Annotated in this window: 18 protein-coding genes; 9 read left to right on the top strand and 9 right to left on the bottom strand. The window is 57.7% G+C overall.

Features of this window, described 5'->3' with window-relative positions:
• Entirely contained in the window at nucleotides 1-1557 is a 1557-nt protein-coding gene (locus ACYAS9_RS20895; protein WP_463570192.1) for a subtype B tannase, read from the top strand.
• A gap of 54 nt (nucleotides 1558-1611) precedes the next feature.
• Nucleotides 1612-2103 carry an Sbal_3080 family lipoprotein gene (locus ACYAS9_RS20900; RefSeq protein ID WP_463570193.1) on the top strand — a complete coding sequence of 164 codons (492 nt, stop codon included), beginning with the start codon at nucleotides 1612-1614 and terminating at the stop codon, nucleotides 2101-2103.
• Here the strand turns inward: ACYAS9_RS20900 and ACYAS9_RS20905 are convergent.
• Nucleotides 2100-2861 carry a type 1 glutamine amidotransferase domain-containing protein gene (locus ACYAS9_RS20905; protein ID WP_463570194.1) on the bottom strand — a complete coding sequence of 254 codons (762 nt, stop codon included), beginning with the start codon at nucleotides 2859-2861 and terminating at the stop codon, nucleotides 2100-2102. The genes ACYAS9_RS20900 and ACYAS9_RS20905 overlap by 4 nt on opposite strands.
• A gap of 190 nt (nucleotides 2862-3051) precedes the next feature.
• On the opposite strand from ACYAS9_RS20905, the gene ACYAS9_RS20910 reads away from it, so the two are divergent.
• Entirely contained in the window at nucleotides 3052-3954 is a 903-nt protein-coding gene (locus ACYAS9_RS20910) for a LysR family transcriptional regulator (RefSeq protein WP_463570195.1), read from the top strand.
• 146 nt (nucleotides 3955-4100) lie between these two features.
• Here ACYAS9_RS20910 and ACYAS9_RS20915 read toward each other — a convergent pair whose 3' ends face one another.
• Nucleotides 4101-5003, bottom strand: coding sequence for a LysR substrate-binding domain-containing protein (locus tag ACYAS9_RS20915; protein WP_463570196.1), 903 nt, complete (start codon nucleotides 5001-5003; stop codon nucleotides 4101-4103).
• 115 nt (nucleotides 5004-5118) lie between these two features.
• On the opposite strand from ACYAS9_RS20915, the gene ACYAS9_RS20920 reads away from it, so the two are divergent.
• The 4 genes from ACYAS9_RS20920 (at nucleotide 5119) to hpxO (ending at nucleotide 10016) form a co-directional block, all read left to right on the top strand.
• Nucleotides 5119-5961 carry an SDR family NAD(P)-dependent oxidoreductase gene (locus ACYAS9_RS20920; RefSeq protein WP_463570197.1) on the top strand — a complete coding sequence of 281 codons (843 nt, stop codon included), beginning with the start codon at nucleotides 5119-5121 and terminating at the stop codon, nucleotides 5959-5961.
• A gap of 516 nt (nucleotides 5962-6477) precedes the next feature.
• Nucleotides 6478-7263, top strand: a complete 786-nt coding sequence (locus tag ACYAS9_RS20925) for an outer membrane protein OmpK (protein WP_463570198.1) — start codon at nucleotides 6478-6480, stop codon at nucleotides 7261-7263.
• Between the two features lie 127 nt (nucleotides 7264-7390).
• Nucleotides 7391-8686, top strand: a complete 1296-nt coding sequence (locus tag ACYAS9_RS20930) for an NCS2 family permease (protein WP_463570199.1) — start codon at nucleotides 7391-7393, stop codon at nucleotides 8684-8686.
• A 166-nt stretch (nucleotides 8687-8852) separates the two neighbouring features.
• On the top strand, nucleotides 8853-10016 hold the full coding sequence (gene hpxO, locus ACYAS9_RS20935; protein ID WP_463570200.1) for an FAD-dependent urate hydroxylase HpxO: 1164 nt from the start codon (nucleotides 8853-8855) through the stop codon (nucleotides 10014-10016).
• Between the two features lie 134 nt (nucleotides 10017-10150).
• On the opposite strand, the gene ACYAS9_RS20940 is transcribed toward hpxO, so the two are convergent.
• The 3 genes from ACYAS9_RS20940 to puuE form a co-directional block, all read right to left on the bottom strand.
• On the bottom strand, nucleotides 10151-10810 hold the full coding sequence (locus ACYAS9_RS20940; RefSeq protein ID WP_463570201.1) for a TetR/AcrR family transcriptional regulator: 660 nt from the start codon (nucleotides 10808-10810) through the stop codon (nucleotides 10151-10153).
• Between the two features lie 77 nt (nucleotides 10811-10887).
• A complete protein-coding gene (uraD, locus tag ACYAS9_RS20945; protein WP_463570202.1) occupies nucleotides 10888-11403 on the bottom strand; it encodes a 2-oxo-4-hydroxy-4-carboxy-5-ureidoimidazoline decarboxylase in 516 nt (171 codons plus the stop codon).
• Complete coding sequence (puuE, locus tag ACYAS9_RS20950; protein ID WP_463570203.1) at nucleotides 11400-12329, bottom strand: allantoinase PuuE; 930 nt, start codon at nucleotides 12327-12329, stop codon at nucleotides 11400-11402. Before puuE ends, uraD begins: the two co-directional genes overlap by 4 nt.
• A gap of 159 nt (nucleotides 12330-12488) precedes the next feature.
• Between puuE and uraH the strand changes: the two genes are divergently transcribed.
• Nucleotides 12489-12842 carry a hydroxyisourate hydrolase gene (gene uraH / locus ACYAS9_RS20955; RefSeq protein ID WP_463570204.1) on the top strand — a complete coding sequence of 118 codons (354 nt, stop codon included), beginning with the start codon at nucleotides 12489-12491 and terminating at the stop codon, nucleotides 12840-12842.
• Between the two features lie 22 nt (nucleotides 12843-12864).
• Here uraH and guaD read toward each other — a convergent pair whose 3' ends face one another.
• From guaD to xdhA, 4 genes are read right to left on the bottom strand one after another with little or no spacing between them, the layout of a single operon-like run.
• Nucleotides 12865-14175 carry a guanine deaminase gene (gene guaD, locus ACYAS9_RS20960; protein ID WP_463570205.1) on the bottom strand — a complete coding sequence of 437 codons (1311 nt, stop codon included), beginning with the start codon at nucleotides 14173-14175 and terminating at the stop codon, nucleotides 12865-12867.
• Between the two features lie 41 nt (nucleotides 14176-14216).
• Nucleotides 14217-15056 (bottom strand): xanthine dehydrogenase accessory protein XdhC, encoded by an 840-nt coding sequence (xdhC, locus tag ACYAS9_RS20965; RefSeq protein ID WP_463570206.1) that lies wholly within the window; start codon nucleotides 15054-15056, stop codon nucleotides 14217-14219.
• Nucleotides 15053-17401 carry a xanthine dehydrogenase molybdopterin binding subunit gene (xdhB, locus tag ACYAS9_RS20970; protein ID WP_463570207.1) on the bottom strand — a complete coding sequence of 783 codons (2349 nt, stop codon included), beginning with the start codon at nucleotides 17399-17401 and terminating at the stop codon, nucleotides 15053-15055. Before xdhB ends, xdhC begins: the two co-directional genes overlap by 4 nt.
• On the bottom strand, nucleotides 17394-18833 hold the full coding sequence (gene xdhA, locus ACYAS9_RS20975) for a xanthine dehydrogenase small subunit (protein ID WP_463570208.1): 1440 nt from the start codon (nucleotides 18831-18833) through the stop codon (nucleotides 17394-17396). The genes xdhB and xdhA overlap by 8 nt, the downstream gene beginning before the upstream one ends.
• 508 nt (nucleotides 18834-19341) lie before the next feature.
• On the opposite strand from xdhA, the gene ACYAS9_RS20980 reads away from it, so the two are divergent.
• Nucleotides 19342-19461 (top strand): helix-turn-helix domain-containing protein (locus ACYAS9_RS20980; protein WP_463570231.1); only part of this gene is annotated, 120 nt, incomplete at its 3' end.

Below are 19461 nucleotides of genomic sequence, written 5' to 3' on the forward strand. Positions count from 1 at the left end.
ATGACGCGCTTATTGAACAACCGGCCACTGATGGCCGGCGTGTTATTGGCCGGTGTGCTGACCGCCAGCGGCGCCAGCGCAGGCCCGATGCCCGCGCTGGAATTCGATGCCAGCCGCTATCAGCTTCGTCAGGTCGACGTCGACGGCAAGACCCTGGCGATCCGCGCCTACGAGAACATTGCTTATGTGACCCGGCCCGTGGATCAAGCTCATCAGGTCATGAACCTGTACATTCCCGATGCCTATTTTCAGGGCCAGGAAGTAGGGCGCTTCAACGCCAGAACCGCGCCGATCTTTTTGCCCAATCAGGTCGGCGGCTATATGCCGGGCGAACCGGGCACACTGGACGGCCGTCGCGGCCCACCCGGCGCTGGCAAGGGTCAGCGGCCGCCGCCGGGCGATGGCCCGGGTGGTCCGGAACAGCCGCGTACCAGCACCATTGCCGCAGCGCTGGCCCGCGGCTTTGTCGTCGCCTCGCCCGGTGCGCGCGGCCGCACCAGCCAGGCCGCCGACGGCACCTGGTCCGGCAAGGCACCGGCGGCCATCGTCGACCTCAAGGCAGCGGTGCGTTACCTGCACTTCAACGACGAACGCATGCCGGGCGATGCGCACAAGATCATCGCCAATGGCACCAGTGCCGGCGGCGCACTCTCGGCGTTGCTGGGCGCCAGCGGCAACAATACCGACTACCAGCCGTACCTCGATGCGCTGGGCGCGGCACCGGCTGGCGACGACATCTTTGCCGTGTCCGCCTATTGCCCGATCACCAACCTGGACAACGCCGACAGCGCCTATGAATGGCTGTTCGCAGGCATCAACGACTACCGCAAGATCGACATCTCGATGCTCGACTACAAGGTCCAGCGCAAGGAAGTGGCCGGCACCCTGAGCAAGGAGCAGATCGACACCTCCGAAGCCCTGCGCCAGCAGTTCCCGGCGTACCTCAACAGCCTGGTGCTGCGTGATCCCGGCGGCCAGAACCTGACCCTGGACGCCAGCGGCAATGGCCCGTTCAAGAACTATCTGAAATCGCTGATCATCGCCTCGGCCAATCACGCACTGGCTGCGGGCACCGATCTGTCGGCGCTGAAATGGCTGGCCCTGCGCGGCGGTAAAGTCGTCGATCTGGATTTCGACGCCTATGTGCGCTACGCCGGGCGGATGAAACAACCGCCAGCCTTCGACGCGCTGGATGCCAGCTCTGGCGAAAACCAGCTGTTCGGCACCCAGACCCTCGATGCCCGGCACTTCACCGCGTTCGCCAAAGCCCACGACAGCAACCCGGCCACACCGCTGGCCGATGCGCTGACTGTGCGCATGATGAACCCGATGGCTTACATCGCCACCCGCAGCACCGACACCGCCCGCCACTGGCGCATCCGCCAGGGCACCAGGGACCGCGACACCTCGCTGGCCATCCCGGTTATTCTTGCGGCCGTATTGCAGAACAGGGGCTACAGCGTTGACCTGGCGCTGCCCTGGGATCGGCCGCACAGCGGTGATTACGATCTGGATGAGTTGTTTGCGTGGATAGAGGGGCTGACGATTAAGCCATAAGCCAACAACTGCGCCGTGCTAACCTCGCCGCCCATTCAAGGCAAGGAGGTCGCGATGCGCACCCTGTTTATCCCGTTCACGCTTATGGCGACGTTTATCCTGAGCGGTTGCAGCATTCAGCAAACCGTAACCCCGGCGGCGCTTTCAGCGGATAGCCAGCCTGAGATCTGCCTGATTCCGGCGCAGGGTTTACGGCCAGGTTTCAACACCGCCTACGAGGCCTTGTTGAAAGAGAAGGGCTTCCAGACGCGGCAACTGGCGCCTGGCAGTGATCCTGCGTTGTGTGCTGTTTCAACCACCTATGTGGGGCGCTGGAGCTGGGACTTCACGATCTATATGAGTTACGCGGATATTCGGGTATTTCAGCACGGCCAGCAGATCGGGCAGGCTGAATATGACGCGCGCAGCGGTGGTTTGCGGATCTTCTCCAAGTTTATAAACGCTGAGCAAAAGATTGCCGAGTTGACCGATCAACTGTTTCCCGATGCGAATGCAGGCGTGCTGAATGCGCGGGCGCCGTATGCTCAGCGCCCGGCGGTAAATTAAATCGCCTTTGATTGAAGCAATTTGACCACCGCTTCTGCCAGAGACTTCGCTGACGCCGGGTTTTGCCCAGTGACCAGCTGACCATCGACCACGACCTTGTTTTCAAACACAGGTGCTTCTTCAAAGGTCGCACCGGCTTGTTTCAACGCTTTTTCCAGTTCAAAGGGCACGATCTTGTCGTACTGGCGTGATTGCTCTTCTTCTGCGGTAAATCCGGTGACACGGTGACCTTTGAGCAGGCGTTGACCATTGCTGAGTTTGACGTCGATCAGTCCTGCCGGGCCATGGCAAACGGCACTGACCACTTTGTTGCTCTCGTAGAACGTACGCACGATCCGGTCAAGTTCAGGGTTACCCACGAAGTCCCACATCGGCCCATGTCCGCCGACCAACAGGATCGCGTCATACCTGGAAGGCTCGACCGCCGACAGTTTCAGGGTGTTGCCCAGCTTGTTGCGGTGCTCAGGGTTGGTCCAGAAACTCAGGTTGGCGTGATCGTTCAAGTCGAAGCCATCAAAGGGCGCCAGTCCACCTTGAGGGCTGGCGATATCGAAGTCGACGTTGGCTGCATCGAACACGTCGACCGGGTGCGTAAGCTCCGGAAACCAGAAGCCGCCGACGAGCTCTGGTGTTTTCTTGTCCAGGCTGGACACCACAAACAGCACTTTTTTGTTGCTGGGGTTTTCATCGGCAACAACAGGGTTTGTAAACAGGACCAGCGCGGCGACAAGGCCCGCGAGAAACTTCGTAATCGACATGTCCGCTTCCTTTAGTGGTAAGTGATGGCGGCCACTCTATCGGTGGGTAGGCTCTGGAAATAGCCAGCTGTCACCGAACGCACTGTTTAATAAAACGCTCTTATGAAAAGGGATTGCGAAGGAAAAAACGGTGTAAATTGCCGGCGTATGTACCACGGCATGACGTGCCTGAACAACAGAGGAAAGTCCGATGGCGCAGCCTGATCGTTTCGATGGATTGTCCGAGTTCCTGGCCATTTCGAAATGGCTGAGCATTCGCAAGGCCGCCCTTGAGCTTGGGAAAACGCCCGGCTCGATAAGCCTGGCACTGCAAAGGCTCGAAGGCCGACTTGGCGTGCCACTCTTTCATCGAACTACGCGCAAGATGGCACTGACGGATTCAGGAAAGAACCTGCTAATGACGATCGAGCCTGCCGCACAAGCCATTGTGGCCGGGCTTGAAGACACGGCGCAGTCAGCAAAAGCGCCCTCCGGTACGTTGCGTCTTATCGTCGAGCGCCTGGCCTTGCCACACGTCATCGAGCCGGTATTGCCTGTCTTTCGAAAAGCCTGGCCCAATTTGAATGTGGACATCACGGTCAGCAACCGTCATGACAACTTTGTATCCGAGGGTTATGACGCCGGCATCCTGATCGGCTCATACATTGAACAAGACATGATTGCCGTGCGGCTTTCAAGACCCTTTCAATGGGCGGTCTTTGGTTCGCCTGCTTATTTCAAGGCCAAGGGTAAACCCACCGTTACCAGCGATCTGATCGACCATCCCTGTATTCGATTTCGCCGCCCCGAAAAGGGCGATGTCTACCGTTGGGAGTTTGTTGAAAACCAGGAAACCGTCAGGATCGAGCCCAATGGTCCACTGACCGTCAACGACGGCGAGTTGATGCGCAGCCTCGCGGTCAGAGGCGTTGGGTTGATTTACTCTTCGACCTTTCACACCTCGCGTGAACTGGCCAGCGGGACACTCGAGCCGGCCTTGCTGAATTGCTCGCCTGGCAGCGATGGGCTGTTTCTTTATTTTTCTCGAACGGCCAAGAGCCAACCGAAGTTGAGGGCTTTTATTGAAGTGTGTTCGAAGGTGCTGAAGGTGTAGGTGGTTATAGCGCAGGATTGCCCTGCAGCGAAGGCAGAAAACTGAGCAGGTTGGTTGGGGAATGCCAGTGCCATAAGGCATGATTGTGTCCCGAGAGGTGGTGTAACTCATCGTGGCGCTAGCCGCTGAGTTTGCCGCTTGTTTGATCACGGCCAGCCGTCACCCAACAGCGCCATGAAGTTATCCCGCAATGGAGAAACATGCCGATGATTCCAGTTCATGTACAACCCCATGGCTGGATTGGCCTGGCCCTCCAATACCTGGATAGGCCGTAACCGGACCTTGTCGTTCGAGACCGACCGGGCGATGTATTCCGGTACCAGCGCTACCCCGAAGCCGCAGGCCACCAGCCCCAGCAGCGTATGAATCTTCGATGCTTCCTGAACCACTTTCGGATAAAAGCCGGCCGCTGCACACAACGCGATTAACTGGCTGTGATAACCGCTGCCCAGCGCTTGCGGGGTAAAGACAAAGGCTTGATCGGCAAAGTGACGAAGGTCGACCGCCGGTTGTTGTGCCAGGGCGTGATCGCACGGCATGGCCATGACGATCTGCTCGTCGAGGATTCGTCGTGAAGTCAGCGCCTGAGCCGGCAGGGGCAGTTCGCGCATGAAGGCGATGTCCGTTTGCCCGCTCAGCAAGGGCTGCAACTGCTCGCAGGAAGGCATTTCACGAATCACCAGGCGTGCCTGGGCAAAGGTCTCGCGAAACTGGCGAAAGGCATCGAGCAACGGTTCATAACAGGCGATGGAAATCGCTGTCACGGTCAAGGTGCCGGCGATGCCTTGCGCCACACGGCGGGCATGTTCAATGCCCTGTTCGAGCTCATTGAGGGTGCGATAGGCCGTTTGCAGAAACGCCTCGCCCGCAGCGGTCATCCTCACTTCGCGTTTGTCACGTATGAACAGGTCGAACCCCAGTTTGTCTTCAAGCCGATTGATCGCCTGGCTCAAGGGTGGCTGCGCCATGTGCAGACGAGCCGCGGCCTTGTGAAAGTGCAACTCTTCGGCGACGGCGATGAATTGCCGTAGTAAACGGGTTTCGATCATGCTGCGTTCCCTCGTCGAATCGATATCTGCCCGGTATCAAACGTGCCTGTATTTGGTATTGGGCGGCCGTTTTTTTCAGCGATACCGTAACAGCAGATCACTCAGGAGTTCGATCATGCTGTTCAAAAACAAAGTTGCCATTGTCACCGGCGCAGCTCAGGGACTGGGGCGTGCCTACGCGCAAGCACTGCTTGAGCAGGGTGCGCGCGTGGTCATCAGCGACCTGGGAACCGGTCGTGAAGGCGAAGGCCACAACGCAGAGCCGGTCATGGAAACGGTTCGTGCGTTACAGGTGGGTGATGCACAGGTGGTCGCCCATTGCGGGCGTCTGGATATCGAGGCGGGTTGCGAACAGTTGGTCAATCTGGCGATTGAGCACTTTGGCGCGCTGGACATTGTGATTCACAACGCAGGCTGGGTCGGTTATCAGCCCATCGAGGCGCAAGAGGCTGATTTTCTCGACCGCTCGCTGGGCATTAACGTGCAGGCGCCGGTGTGGCTGAGCAAGCATGCCTGGCCACACCTCAAGTGTTCCGAGGCTGCGCGTGTGGTGCTGACTACGTCGGACCGGGCCATGTATCAGCAATACGCCCAACCGGGGCTGGTGGCCTATGCGGCCGGCAAGATGGCGCAGATCGGCATCATGAATGCCCTGAGTATGGAAGGGCAGGCAGACGGCATTCTGGTCAATGCCGTATCGCCGGTGGCCCGGACCCGTATGTGGGGGCAGACCGGGGAGCCGGAAAACCTCAAGCCTGAGTGGGTGGTGCCCGGTGTGTTGTACCTGGCCAGTTCACTCTGCCAGGACACCGGGTTCATTTTGCGGGCCAGCAATGGACAGTTCACGGCGACGCGCTTTTGCGAGAACCCGGGCGTTGATTACCCGACGGATCTGGCGCGGATCGAATGCGCCGATGTGGAGGCGGTTGCGCGTGCGTGGGGGCAGATCAAGGAATGAGTTTCGCTTGATGAAGGCGGCAGAGGGCTTTGCTGATAATCAATCTCTTTGCTGCCAGGAACGCTTTGCTTGATGGGTTCCAGGAAACCGCTGATCAATTGAAAGTTTTTTCAGGCTGAAAGCAAGGCGTCGCCCTACCGCCTTTCGACGATAAAGTGATTGTGCATCTGCGATGCAGGCCTTTGAAATACGTCCCCATTCTCTTTGCTGTAATCGAGATCTCTCAAAACCTGACCAAATGCATCATTTTTGACATGGGTGCTTCATGTCAGAGCATTTCACGATGCGGTTCCAGTTCCGTTTTCATGGAATTGAGGTTTTTTACCCGCCTTCAAAAGTCCTTTTCGTCATGGATTATTCGTATTTTCCTGAATTTTTTTTATTGGAATGACGTTGGCCCATACCTTGCTTATCGTATTTCGCAATAAAACCTGACCAACAAGTCGACTTTTTCGGCCAGATAACCGCTGATCACAGTCATCGAACGTGACAGACCGATTTCATGAGGGCAACACAATGAAGCAAGCGTTCACTAGGCTAGTTGCGTTGATTAGCCTGTTGGCCGGAGGTGAAGCGATGGCCAGTGATTTCTTCCAGTGGCAGAGCAACAGTCTCACTTACCTCTATGGACAAAATTTCGAGGTTGACCCTGATACGCAGCAGACGATCACGTTTGAGCACGCTGACTCATGGAAATACGGTGATAATTTTCTCTTCGTCGACACTATTTTCTTTAACGGTAAAAACGATCCCGCTACGGGCAGCCATACGCTGTACGGCGAGTTCAGCCCACGTTTGTCGTTTACCAAGATCAGCGGCCACGATTTTTCCATTGGGCCAATCAAGGATGTATTACTGGCAGGGACTTACGAGTTTGGCGAAGGTGACAATGAATCTTTCTTGATAGGCCCAGGCTTTGACCTGGCCGTGCCGGGCTTCGATTACTTTCAACTCAATTTCTATAATCGTCACAGCCGGGGTCCACGTGCTGGCGACAATATCTGGCAAATCACCCCAGCCTGGTCGTACACCTTTCCGGTGGGCCGTTCGGACATCGTCGTAGATGGTTTTATCGACTGGGTCATACAAAGCGACAAAAACAGCCGTGGCGAATACCACCGCAATATTCACGTCAACCCGCAGATCAAGTACGACATGGGGAAAGCGCTGAACATGACGGCACAGCATTTATACGTGGGGTTTGAGTACGACTACTGGAAAAACAAATACGGTATCAAGAACACTTCCGATTTTGATACTAACCAGAACACGGCCAGTTTGCTGGTGAAAGTCTTCTGGTGAGCCAAGGAACAATCAGATGGGTTTATGCCCGTCCGCGGTAGATCTCATAGCAGGTTCCTGCTCTCTCTCAGATTGAAACAGTACAAACCCTTCACTTACAGACGCCAACCGCGTCAACAGGATCATCATGCTTGATTCGATCTTCAAACTCAGGGCGCACAACACTACCGTGCGTACAGAAATGCTTGCCGGGGTCACCACCTTCCTGGCCATGGCATATATTCTGTTCGTCAACCCGAGCATCCTTGGGGCAACCGGGATGGACAAAGGCGCACTTTTTGTCGCCACATGCCTGGCCGCCGCCATTGGCTCGGCAATTATGGGCATGATTGCCAATTACCCGATCGCACTGGCCCCAGGCATGGGGTTGAATGCTTTTTTTACCTACACTGTGGTCCTGCATATGGGACACACCTGGCAGGTCGCGCTGGGTGCAGTATTCATCTCGGCGGTGTGTTTTTTCATCTTGTCGATCCTGCGTATTCGTGAGTGGGTCATCAATAGCATTCCGCTGCCCCTTCGCTCGGCAATCGCTGCAGGCATCGGACTTTTCCTGGCGCTTATCGCTCTACACAACGCGGGTATTGTGGTGGGTAATCCCGTCACTCTGGTTGGCCTGGGCGACTTGCGTCAGCCGGCGCCAGTGTTGGCTACCCTGGGCTTTTTTTTAATTGCAGGGCTCGAAGCGTTAAAGGTGAAAGGCTCGGTGTTGATCGGCATCCTGGCAGTGACAGCGACGTCCATCGCATTGGGCGTTACACCGTTCGGCGGCGTGATGTCGATGCCGCCATCAATTGCCCCCATCTTCCTGCAACTGGACATTGCGGGAGCCTTGAATGTGGGCATGGTCAGTGTGATTTTCGCTTTTCTCTTCGTCGACCTGTTTGATAACTCCGGCACGCTGATTGGTGTCGCCAAGCGCGCCGGGTTGATGGGCAAGGACGGCCACATGCCGAAGATGGGCCGTGCACTGGTCGCAGACAGCACAGCAGCATTGGCCGGCTCGCTGCTGGGAACATCCACCACCACCAGCTATATCGAATCGGCAGCGGGCGTCAGCGCAGGCGGTCGTACAGGGCTGACCGCCATCGTCGTCGCGGTACTCTTTCTGCTGGCGTTGTTTTTTGCGCCCCTGGCGGGCAGCGTCCCGGCCTTTGCCACGGCTCCGGCACTTATGTTTGTTGCCGTCCTGATGGCCTCCAGCCTTGCAGAAATCAACTGGGAAGATATAACGGAAGCGGCGCCGGTGGTCATTACCGCGCTGGCGATGCCGTTTACCTACTCGATTGCCAATGGCATTGCGTTCGGTTTTATCAGTTGGACATTGATTAAACTAATGTCAGGTAAATGGCGCGAACTGAATGTGCCGCTGGTGGTGCTCTCTGTATTGTTCGTGGTCAAGTTGGGCTGGTTCAATGCCTGAATCAAAAGCGCCAGGTGCTTGCCGATTTCACAGGCCTTTCAAAGCACCTCTACATGCCTGGGTCATTGCTCTTTTTTCATTTCAGGGGCGTCGCAATCATGCCTCACCTTGACCCTGTAAGGGCGGTCAATTCTTTGCATGAATTCCAGCATTTCCAGGAGAACGTATGAAAGATCTCAATGTGATCATCGCCGGTGCCGGTATTGGTGGTCTTACGGCCGCGAATGCACTGCGTAACGCAGGATATCGTGTGCACGTCTATGAACGCGCGACCAGGCTGGAGCCTATTGGCGCCGCCATTTCTATCTGGCCAAACGGTGTCAATGTTCTGCACGCGCTGGGGTTAAGCGAAGCCATCCGGGAGGCCGGCGGTGATATGCGCGCGATGAGTTACAGTGACTCGACAGGAAAATGCCTGACCCGATTTAGCCTGGGTGCGCTTTACGAACAAGTTAACCAGCACGCTATACCCATAGCCCGTGCTGAACTTCAGCGAATCCTGCTTGAGTCATTTGGCCTTGATCATATTTCGCTTGGGGTCGCGGTTGAGGGCTATCGAGAAGATAAAGATGGCGTTTCGGTGCAGCTCTCCACCGGCGAAACGATACAGGGGGATCTGCTGATAGTTGCCAACGGTACACATTCAACCCTGAGAAACAAGGTGACGGGAAAACAGATTGACCGTCGCTATTGTGGCTATGTGAACTGGAATGGTCGTATCTACGCCGATTCAGCGCTGGGCGACAGCTACGAGTGGGCACAGTATGTCGGTGAGCATAAGCGGGTGTCTTTAATGCCGATGGGTGGCGGCGAGTTTTATTTTTTCTTCGATGTTCCCTTACCGCAGGGCACGCCCAACATTCGTGAGCGCTATCGAGAAGAACTCAATGAGCATTTTGCTGAATGGCCAGCGCCTGTTCAGCGCCTGATTGAGCAGATGGATCCCGCGATGATCGCGCGGCTGGAGATCTACGACACGGAACGGCTCCCCTGTCTGGTCAGTGACCGTGTAGCGCTGTTAGGTGACGCGGCCCACGCCATGACGCCCAATATAGGTCAGGGAGGTTGTCAGGCAATGGAAGATGCATGGGTTCTGATGCAGTGCTTAACCTCTGCCAGCCATGTTGATAAGGCGCTCTATGCCTATCAGCAAGCGCGCGCCGACCGCGTGGCCTCGCTCGTCATCAAAGCGCGAGAGCGAGCAGCCATCATTCATGGCGAAGACCCGCAAGCGACTCAAGCCTGGTATGAACAACTGGCATTGGAGACAGGTGAAGACATTATCAATGGGCTGGTGAAAACCGTACAAGGCGGGCCTTTGCAGGCTTGATAGTCGATTGCGACAGGCTCTTTTTCGGGGCTTGTCGCAATGTCGCGCTTCGCGATGTCAAGGCAGATGGTTTTCGGTTATGGGGCTGCAGACAGGCACTAAAGATCGTGAGTGAATCGCCAGCGCAATGGACGTCAGGCCGGGGGCTGCAGGCCGCAACCCTTGAGAATAATGTGGGTCAAGGTCTGGCGGGCACTGTCAAAGTCATGTTGCTGCAGGCCGTCCTTGCCGTAAACCTGACAGATCTGCGCTGCAAAGTCTGCGTAATGCTGGGTGCTGCCCCAAAGCAGGAAAATCAGGTGCTCGGGCGTAATCGGGTCGATCTTGCCGGCATCGATCCAGCCTTGAAACACCGCTGCCCGGCTGTTGAACCAGGTTCGGTATTCTTGATTGAAGTACTGACTCAAGTGCGGACCGCCACTGATCAATTCCATGGCGAATATGCGTGATGAGTGCGGATGGGTACGCGAGAACTCCAGTTTGGCATGGATGTAGCGTGACAGCGCCAGCGCGGGATCATCGTCTACCGTCAAGTGGTTGAAAGTACTGTCCCACAGGTCAATGATGTTGGCCAGGGTGGCCATGTACAGCCCCAGTTTATTGCTGAAATAGTAGTGAAGGTTGGCTTTGGGCAAGCCCGCCTTGAGCGCGATGATGTTCATACTGGTGCCCTTGAAACCGTGCCGGGCAAACTCTTCTTCGGCCGCCATGAGAATCAATTCTTCGTTTTTCTGGCGAATACGCCCGGCCGGTTTTTCCACGCTGGTGCTGTGTGAGGGGATGAAAAAGTTCATGGAACGTTTCGCTCTGTCTGAAAGGCTCGCGGTGGACGATGCCACCGCAGGAAAAATCGTTGTCAACGTGATACGCGTCACAGGGCCTGTAGGCGCAACAAGGCGATCTTGTTGATTTCCGTCAGGGCCGTGGCGAACTCCTGTTCCAGGGTGTGGTGAATACGCAGTTCGAAAGCCGCTAAAATTTCCTGACGGTTACTGCCTTTTACCGCCTTGATGAAAGGGAAGCCGAACCGCGTCTTGTAGATGTCGTTAAGCACATTGAAACGCGCGAGCTCCTCAGCGCTGGATTGCTGGATACCCGCGCCTGCCTGTTCTGAGGTAGAGGCGGCCGTGAGTTCGCCGCATACGGCCTCTTTGCCGGCGAGATCCGGGTGGGCGTTGATCAGCGCCAATTGCTTGTCATGACCGGCGTCGCGCAGCACGGCGGCCATTTGCGAGTGCAGCCCGTCAATCGTGTCGAAGCTGGCCGGCTGGCCTTGATCATAGGTGCGCTCGGCGACCCAGGGCGAGTGCTCGTATATATCGCAAAACGCCTCAATGAAGGCTTCGCGGGTCAGGCTCGATGGGGTTAGCGTGCGGAAACGGCTCATGCTGTCACCTGCGGGCAGGGATGCACTGTCTGCCAATGGCGGGCGATATCGACACGACGGGCATACCATACGCGCTCATGGTTTTTTACATAGGCGATAAAGCGCTGCAGCGCGGCCAGCCGTGCCGGACGACCGAGCAGACGGCAGTGCATGCCGATAGAGAGCATCTTTGGTGCGCCTGCTTCTCCCTCGGCGTAGAGCACATCGAAGGCATCTTTGAGGTAGGTAAAGAAGTCGTCGCCGCTGTTGAAACCCTGTACTTGGGTAAAGCGCATGTCGTTGGTGTCCATGGTGTAGGGGATCACCAGGTGCGGCTGACCGTTCGGGGTGTGCTTTTCCCAATAGGGCAAGTCGTCGTCATAGGTGTCGCTGTCATACAAAAAGCCGCCTTCCTCCATCACCAGGCGCCGGCTGTTGGGCCCGGTACGGCCGGTGTACCAGCCCAGCGGGCGTTCGCCAGTTATCGCAGTAAGAATACGGATGGCTTCGGTCATGTGCGCACGCTCTTCTGCTTCGGGCATGTCCTGATAGTTGATCCAGCGCAGGCCGTGACTGCAGATTTCGTGGCCGTCGGCGACCATGGCTTTGATCGCTTCAGGATGGCGCTGCGCGGCCATGGCCACGGCGAAGATGGTCAACGGGATACCTTGCTCACGGAACAGTTTGAGCAGGCGCCATAAGCCAGCGCGACTGCCGTATTCGTAGAGTGACTCCATGCTCATGTGGCGTGCGCCGGGTATCGGCTGGGCGGCGACCATCTCGGAAAGGAAGGCTTCGGATTCGTCATCGCCATGCAGGATGCAGCGCTCGCCGCCTTCCTCGTAATTGAGTACGAACGACAGGGCAATGCTGGCTTCGCCGGGCCAGTGCGGATGGGGCGGTGTATTGGCGTAGCCAATCAGGTCGCGGGGGTAGCCAGGGTGCAAAGTGCCGATCCTCTTGCTGCGTGGCGCACACTCGGTTGAATGCAGGCATGCGGTGATTGGCAAGGGTATTGCAAAAAACTTGCCCGTTGGGTCAGATTATGGCGCCGACCCGCTTCGCCGCCTGAACAGGCTGTACCCGTCAATCAAAAAGAGTGCGCTATGGGACGTTTGACCACCCACGTACTGGACGCCACTCATGGCTGTCCGGGAAGTGACATCGAGATGCAACTGTACCGTGTGGAAGGTGCCACGCTGAGCTTGCTGGCTAACCTGCGAACCAATGCAGATGGGCGTTGCGAGGCACCGTTGCTGGAGGGCGATGAGTTTATCGCCGGTACCTACCAGCTTCATTTTGCGGTGGGTGACTACTACCGAGCGCGCGGCATGACACTGCCGTCTCCGGCATTTCTCGACATCGTGGTCCTGCGCTTCGGTGTTGCCGACAGCATGCTGCACTATCATGTTCCGCTGCTGGTTTCGCCTTACAGCTACTCGACCTACCGCGGTAGCTGACCCACGTTGGTGCTTGAAGCGTTCAGTTCGATCCGCGCTGGTGCACGCAGCGCCCGGCAGCATAGGTGGCCTGGATGGCCCGATCATCGCCCAGGGTAATCAGGGCGAACAGGGTTTCTTCCAGGCTCCTGGACTGACGCAGACGGTAGTCGATCAGCGGTGTGGCCTTAAGGTCGAGGACCACGAAGTCGGCATCTTTGCCCGGCAGGAAGTTGCCGAGGCGATCGTCCAGATACAGGGCCTTCGCGCCGCCGAGAGTCGCCAGATGCAGCAGCTTGAATGGGTGGGTCTGGCGCCCGCGTAGCTGGCTGACCTTGTAGGCTTCGGCCAGTGTCTGCAACTGCGAGAAACTGGTGCCGCCGCCGACATCGGTGCCCAGGCCGACACGTACGCCGTGCTGTTCCATCTTGCTCAGGTCGAACAGGCCACTGCCAATGAACAGATTCGAGGTGGGGCAGAACGACAGCGCCGAGCCGGTCTGTGCCAGTCGCCTGCATTCGCTGTCACACAGGTGAATGCCGTGGGCGAATACCGAGCGCGCGCCGAGCAGGCCATGATGATCGTACACGTCCAGGTAATTGCTGCGTTCAGGGAATAGTGCCTTTATCCATTGCACTTCCTTGAGATTTTCCGACAGGTGCGTGTGCAGGTATAGATCCGGATACTCATGCAACAGGCGGGCGGCCTGGTCGAGTTGCTGCGCGCTACTGGTCGGAGCGAAACGCGGGGTCACCGCATAGTGCAGGCGGCCCTTGCCGTGCCAGCGCTCAATCAGGGCTTTGCTTTCGTCATAGCCACTTTGCGGGGTGTCCAAGAGGTAATCCGGAGCGTTGCGGTCCATCAGCACCTTGCCGGCAATCATGCGCAGGTCACGTGCGGCGGCGGCGCTGAAGAAGGCGTCCACCGATTGCGGGTGCACGGTGCCAAACACCAAGGCGGTGGTAGTACCGTTGCGAAGCAGTTCCTTGATGAAAACCTCGGCCACTTCGGCAGCATGGGCCGGGTCGGAAAATTGCGACTCCATCGGGAAGGTGTAGGTGTTCAGCCAGTGCAGCAGGTCTTCGCCGTAGGCACCGATCATGCCGGTTTGCGGGTAGTGGATATGGGTGTCGATAAAACCGGGGCAGAGCAGGGCATCAGGAAAGTGTTGCACCGTCACTTCTGCCGGCAACCGGGCCAGTAGCTCGGCAGCAGGCCCGGCTTGAAGGATTTTTTCGCCTTGTACCAGCAGCAGGCCGTCGGCGAAGTATTCGTGGCTGTTGGCTTCGCCTACGTCAGCCGGGTCAGCCAGGCTGTGCAGCAAGGCGCCCCGAAACGCTTGGATCGGACTCATGGGTTTCACTCTTGAAATTGGAGGACGTTTTCAGTGCGGGCTCAAGCCCGCCGCGAGCTGGGTAGCAGGCGCGTCAGGGATTGTTTGTCCTTGGCTGCTTGCGTGCCAAAAGCGGTGTTGTAGGTGGCGATCACTTCGCCGGCGATGGATACTGCTATTTCCATCGGTAGCTTGCCTTTGACCTCGCTCAGCCCCATCGGGCAGCGCATGCGCTGTATCACATCGCAGGCCAGCCCGCGGTCGCGCAGGCGATGTTCGAAACGTGCACGCTTGCTTTTCGAGCCGATCAGGCCAAACCAGCCGAAATCGCTGCGCGCGAGAATGGCGGCGCTCAGTTCCAGGTCGAGCTGGTGGTTGTGGGTCATGACGATAAAGTAGCTGCCGGCCGGCTGTTTTCTCACTTCATCGACCGGTTCGTCGCAGACAATACGCTCGACGCCGCGGGGTAGTGAGTCGGGGAATTGGTCTTCACGCGAGTCTATCCAGCGTACCTTGCACGGTAGACTGGCAAGCAGCGGCACCAGGGCTCGGCCGACATGTCCAGCGCCGAACACGGCGATGCGCGCCTGGGCGCGGCCCATGGCTTCGAACAGCAATACGGTGGTGCCGCCGCAGCACTGACCCAGGCTGGCGCCGAGAACGAAGCGCTCCAGTCGCAGCGACTGGCCGCCTGCTTCCAGCATCTCGCGGGCGATCTTCATGGCCTTGTACTCCAGGTGGCCGCCGCCGATGGTGTCGTGGCTGTGAGTGGTCGATACCACCATCTTTGCACCGGAGTTACGCGGCGTGGAGCCGCTCTCCTCGATTACGGTCACCAGTACGCAGGCTTCGTCCTGCTGTTGCAGGTTGGCCAGGGCTTCGATCCAGACGGTGCTGTTCATCGTGCTTGCTTCATCTGTTGGACGCCCCACAGCACCCGTTCGGGGGTAGCGGGGGCGTCGATATCCGGATGGATACGGTAATCGGAGATACTCGCCACGGCATCCTTGATCGCGCACCAGGCAGCGATGCCGAGCATGAAGGGCGGCTCGCCGACGGCCTTGGAGTGAAACACGGTGTCTTCCGGATTCTTGCGGTTCTCGACCAGCTTGACCCGCAGGTCTGCGGGCACATCGGCGACGGTGGGGATCTTGTAGCTGGCCGGTCCACTGGTCAGCAGGCGGCCCTTGTCATCCCACACCAGCTCCTCGCAGGTCAGCCAGCCGACGCCCTGGACAAAACCGCCTTCGACCTGACCAATATCGAGGGCCGGGTTCAGCGAGGCACCGACATCATGCAGGATGTCGGTGCGCAACAGCGTGTATTCGCCGGTCAGGGTGTCGACTAGAGCTTCGACGCAGGCCAGTCCATAGGAGAAGTAATAGAACGGGTGGCCACTTCCACTGGCACGGTCGTAGTGAATCTTTGGTGTGCTGTAATAACCCGTAGAGGACAGCGACACCTGACCGATCCAGGCCAGCCGCGCGAGCTCGTCGAACGGCAATAAATATTCGCCGGCGCGTACCTGGTTGTTGCTGAACCTGATTTCGCTTGCGCTCACGGCAAAGTGCCGGGCAGCGAATTCGATCAAGCGTGTCTTGATGATTTCAGCGGCGTTTTGCGCAGCCTTTCCGTTGAGGTCGGTGCCACTGCTGGCAGCTGTGGGCGAGGTATTGGGAACCTTGTCGGTGTTAGTGGCAGTGATCTGGATGCGCTCGATATCGACCTGGAAAACTTCAGCGACTATTTGGGCGACCTTGGTGTTGAGGCCCTGACCCATCTCGGTGCCGCCATGGTTGAGGTGGATGCTGCCATCACTGTAGACGTGGATCAGTGCACCGGCCTGGTTGAGAAAGCTGGTTGTGAAGCTGATTCCGAATTTTACCGGGGTTAGCGCCAGACCTTTTTTCAGTACCGGGTTAGTCGCATTGAACGCGCGGATCGAGGCGCGGCGGGCGTGATAGTCGCTGCTTTCTTCTAGCTCACGGGTCATCTCTGCCAGCAGGTTGTGTTCGACCGTCTGACCGTAATGTGTGACGTTGCGCTCGGCGTTGTCGTAATAGTTGCGCTTGCGTACTTCCAGCGGATCAAGGCCGAGGTGACGGGCGATGCGGTCCATTACCTCTTCGATCGGCAGCATGCCTTGGGGGCCACCGAAACCGCGGTAAGCGGTGTTGGAGGCGGTATTGGTCTTGCAACAGTGACCGGTGATCAGCGCGGCGCCGAGAAAGTAGGCGTTGTCGGCGTGGAACATTGCACGGTCGACAATGGAGCGAGACAGATCCGGCGAATAGCCACAGTTACCTGCCAGGTCCATGTGTGTGGCCAGCAGGCGACCTTGATTGTCAAAGCCGATGTCGTACTCGATATAGAACGGGTGGCGCTTGCCGGTCATGTGCATGTCTTCAAAGCGCGGCAGGCGCATTTTTGCCGGCCGCCCGGTCAGGCATGCAACCACGGCGCACAGGCAGGCCGGGCTGGCGGCCTGAGTTTCCTTGCCACCGAAGCCGCCCCCCATGCGCCGAGTGTCAACCACCACCTTGTGCATGGCTACGCCAAGTACTTCAGCGACCAGTTTTTGTACTTCGGTAGGGTTTTGTGTGGAGCAGTACACCAGCATGCCGCCATCTTCTGTGGGCAACACCGAGGACACCTGGGTCTCCAGATAGAAGTGCTCCTGCCCGCCAATATGCAGCTGCCCTTTCAGGCGATGTGGCGCGGCTGCCAGCACGGCGGCAGCGTCACCACGTCGCTGCTGATGTACACCCACCACGTAATGCTGGCTGCGCATGGCCTGGACCACGTCCAGAACCGGTTGCAGATCCTCGTATTCGACAATGGCCGCCATGGCGGCGCGGCGCGCGTTGTCCAGGCTATCGGCAGCGACTGCCAGGATCGGCTGGCCGACAAACTGCACCAGGCCGTCGGCCAGCAGCGGGTCGCCTGGCAGTAACGGACCAATATCCAACTGGCCCGGCACATCCTCGTGAGTGATGACGATGGCGACGCCTGGCATTTTCTTGCACGGCGAAGTGTCGAGACGGGTGATACGTGCATGGGCACGCTCACTGCGCAAGGCGTAAACGTGCAGTTGGTTGTGAAATTCCAGGCGGTCGTCGATGTAGATCGCTTCGCCGCTGACGTGCTTGTCGGCACTCTCATGTTTGAGCGATTTACCCACGCCGGTGGCGAGGCCTTGGCGGAACTGCTCGGCAAGTTGCTGTTGACTCAGCGCGGGCTTATGCAAGGTCGGTTACTCGGGTGAAGATATGTGGCTGGGTTAGTTCCAGATGGCAACGGCGCAGCAGGTTCTGCGCCACCAGCAGGCGATACTCGCGGCTAGCACGAAAATCGCTTATCGGCATAAAGTCCTCGGCCAGAGCGGCGCAGGCGACTTCTAGCGTGGCATTGTCGAACGGCTGGCCATATAGCGCCTGTTCGCAGGCCGTGGCGCGCTTTGGAGTGCTGGCCATGCCGCCAAAGGCGATGCGCACCTCACTCAGGATGCCGTCTTGCAGGTACAGGTTGAACGCGGCGCAGACCGCAGAAATATCATCGTCCAGACGTTTGGACACCTTGTAAGCACGTAACTGTTGACCTGTGATGCTTCTCGGTATTCTCACTTTTTCAATGAATTCACCGGGTTCGCAAGCGGTCACCTTGTAGTCGAGGAAGAAGTCTTCCAGTGCCAGGTGACGGCGTTGTTCACCTTTGCGCAGGATCAGGCTTGCACCCAGGGCGATCAGCAGTGGCGGGGAGTCGCCAATCGGCGAGGCATTGGCGATGTTACCGCCGAGAGTGGCCTGATTGCGGATCTGCAGCGAGGCAAAGCGTTTCAGCAGCGCACCGAAGTCCGGGTATTCGGCGGTGAGTAGGGTGTGACAATCGCTGAGGGTAACGCCGGCGCCAATCTCGATATGGTCGTCCAGCACCTCTATGCATTTCAGCTCCTGAATATTGCCAATATGAATCAGCAACGGCAGTTCCTGGTGAAACTGGGTGATGTTCAGCGCCAGGTCGGTGCCGCCGGCAACCAGCCGGGCTTCGGGATGCGCGGCGAATTGCCGGGCCAGTTCGTCGCTACTGGTTGGCATAAGGCAGCGGCGACCATTGTTATGCAACTCATCACCGGGCTGCGCGGCAATGGCATGCAGGCGGGCGATGACCTCGGCTTTGCCTGCATCGAATGAATCGCTCTGGTGTTGACTGCAGGCTTGTTCGGCGGCGGCGAGAATCGACCGGTAACCGGTGCAACGGCACAGGTTGCCAGAAAGCGCTTGGTGAGTGGCATGGGGATCGTATTGCTGCACGCTCTTTTGCAAGGCAAACAATGACATGACAAAACCTGGTGTGCAGAAACCACACTGCGAAGCGTGGCAGTCGGCCATGGCCTGTTGCACCTGATGCAGACGACCTTGCTGCTTGAGATCCTCGACGCTGATCAACTGCTTGCCGTGCAGGCTGGCGATGAGTGTCAGACACGCATTTATCGCCCGGTAGCGCAGGTCTTGGCCCTCCAGCTCGACCAAGACCACGGTGCAGGCACCGCAATCTCCTGATGCGCAGCCTTCCTTGGTTCCGGTCCGCCTGTGCCGAGTGCGCAGATAGTCCAGTACGGTGAGGTTGGGATCCAGATCGCGCTCCTCGCAGAGGCTCTGGTTGAGCAGAAAACGTAGCATCAATGTGGTTTCCGTAGGTTGTCCAAGGCGCCTGCCATAACTCTCTATAGATCGCTCGGCATGCCGTATGCCTTTATTACAGACGTCCAAGAATCATCTGAGCCAGAATTAATGACTTGACCTTTCGGTCAGGTATTTTACCAAGCAATAATCAGGCCTAAGTTTGCCAAGCCTTTATATCGTGTGGTTTCTTCGATCTTGACACTCAAAAAGCCTGAATGCTTTCGCCAGAATGGTGCGCAAACGGCTGTCGGCGCCTTTTTGTGGAGCGACGTTTTGAGGGCTGTCACGCCAGGCTGCACGGCGTGTGGAGGTGATCGGCCATAGGCAGAACCCGGGTTCTGCCCCCGGTGGGTGAGTTTTGGGATAGCTGATTCGAGGGGGAAGGTGTCACTGCGGATTCATCCAGATCGCTCCGAGAAACCCCTTCCTTCAGGTGGGGGAGGAAAGGAGAGCGGCGTAGCCGCATAGGCTGTACATAAATACAGCTTGATGGCACTATCCATCGATGAGCAAGCGCGCCTATAAATTCAGGTTTTACCCCACTTCAGAGCAGAAACTGCTACTGGAGAAAACCTTTGGCTGTGTACGCTACGTCTACAATTACATCCTGGATTTTCGCTCCAAA

The sequence above is a fragment of the Pseudomonas sp. HP_08 genome (assembly GCF_055284095.1).

Bases quoted from the DNA above. Each gene is read 5' to 3' on its own strand.
- ACYAS9_RS20895 (WP_463570192.1), top strand. From the start codon at position 1: ATGACGCGCTTATTGAACAACCGGCCACTGATGGCCGGCGTGTTATTG.
- ACYAS9_RS20900 (WP_463570193.1), top strand. From the start codon at position 1,612: ATGCGCACCCTGTTTATCCCGTTCACGCTTATGGCGACGTTTATCCTG.
- ACYAS9_RS20905 (WP_463570194.1), bottom strand. From the start codon at position 2,861: ATGTCGATTACGAAGTTTCTCGCGGGCCTTGTCGCCGCGCTGGTCCTG.
- ACYAS9_RS20910 (WP_463570195.1), top strand. From the start codon at position 3,052: ATGGCGCAGCCTGATCGTTTCGATGGATTGTCCGAGTTCCTGGCCATT.
- ACYAS9_RS20915 (WP_463570196.1), bottom strand. From the start codon at position 5,003: ATGATCGAAACCCGTTTACTACGGCAATTCATCGCCGTCGCCGAAGAG.
- ACYAS9_RS20920 (WP_463570197.1), top strand. From the start codon at position 5,119: ATGCTGTTCAAAAACAAAGTTGCCATTGTCACCGGCGCAGCTCAGGGA.
- ACYAS9_RS20925 (WP_463570198.1), top strand. From the start codon at position 6,478: ATGAAGCAAGCGTTCACTAGGCTAGTTGCGTTGATTAGCCTGTTGGCC.
- ACYAS9_RS20930 (WP_463570199.1), top strand. From the start codon at position 7,391: ATGCTTGATTCGATCTTCAAACTCAGGGCGCACAACACTACCGTGCGT.
- hpxO (WP_463570200.1), top strand. From the start codon at position 8,853: ATGAAAGATCTCAATGTGATCATCGCCGGTGCCGGTATTGGTGGTCTT.
- ACYAS9_RS20940 (WP_463570201.1), bottom strand. From the start codon at position 10,810: ATGAACTTTTTCATCCCCTCACACAGCACCAGCGTGGAAAAACCGGCC.
- uraD (WP_463570202.1), bottom strand. From the start codon at position 11,403: ATGAGCCGTTTCCGCACGCTAACCCCATCGAGCCTGACCCGCGAAGCC.
- uraH (WP_463570204.1), top strand. From the start codon at position 12,489: ATGGGACGTTTGACCACCCACGTACTGGACGCCACTCATGGCTGTCCG.
- guaD (WP_463570205.1), bottom strand. From the start codon at position 14,175: ATGAGTCCGATCCAAGCGTTTCGGGGCGCCTTGCTGCACAGCCTGGCT.
- xdhC (WP_463570206.1), bottom strand. From the start codon at position 15,056: ATGAACAGCACCGTCTGGATCGAAGCCCTGGCCAACCTGCAACAGCAG.
- xdhA (WP_463570208.1), bottom strand. From the start codon at position 18,833: ATGCTACGTTTTCTGCTCAACCAGAGCCTCTGCGAGGAGCGCGATCTG.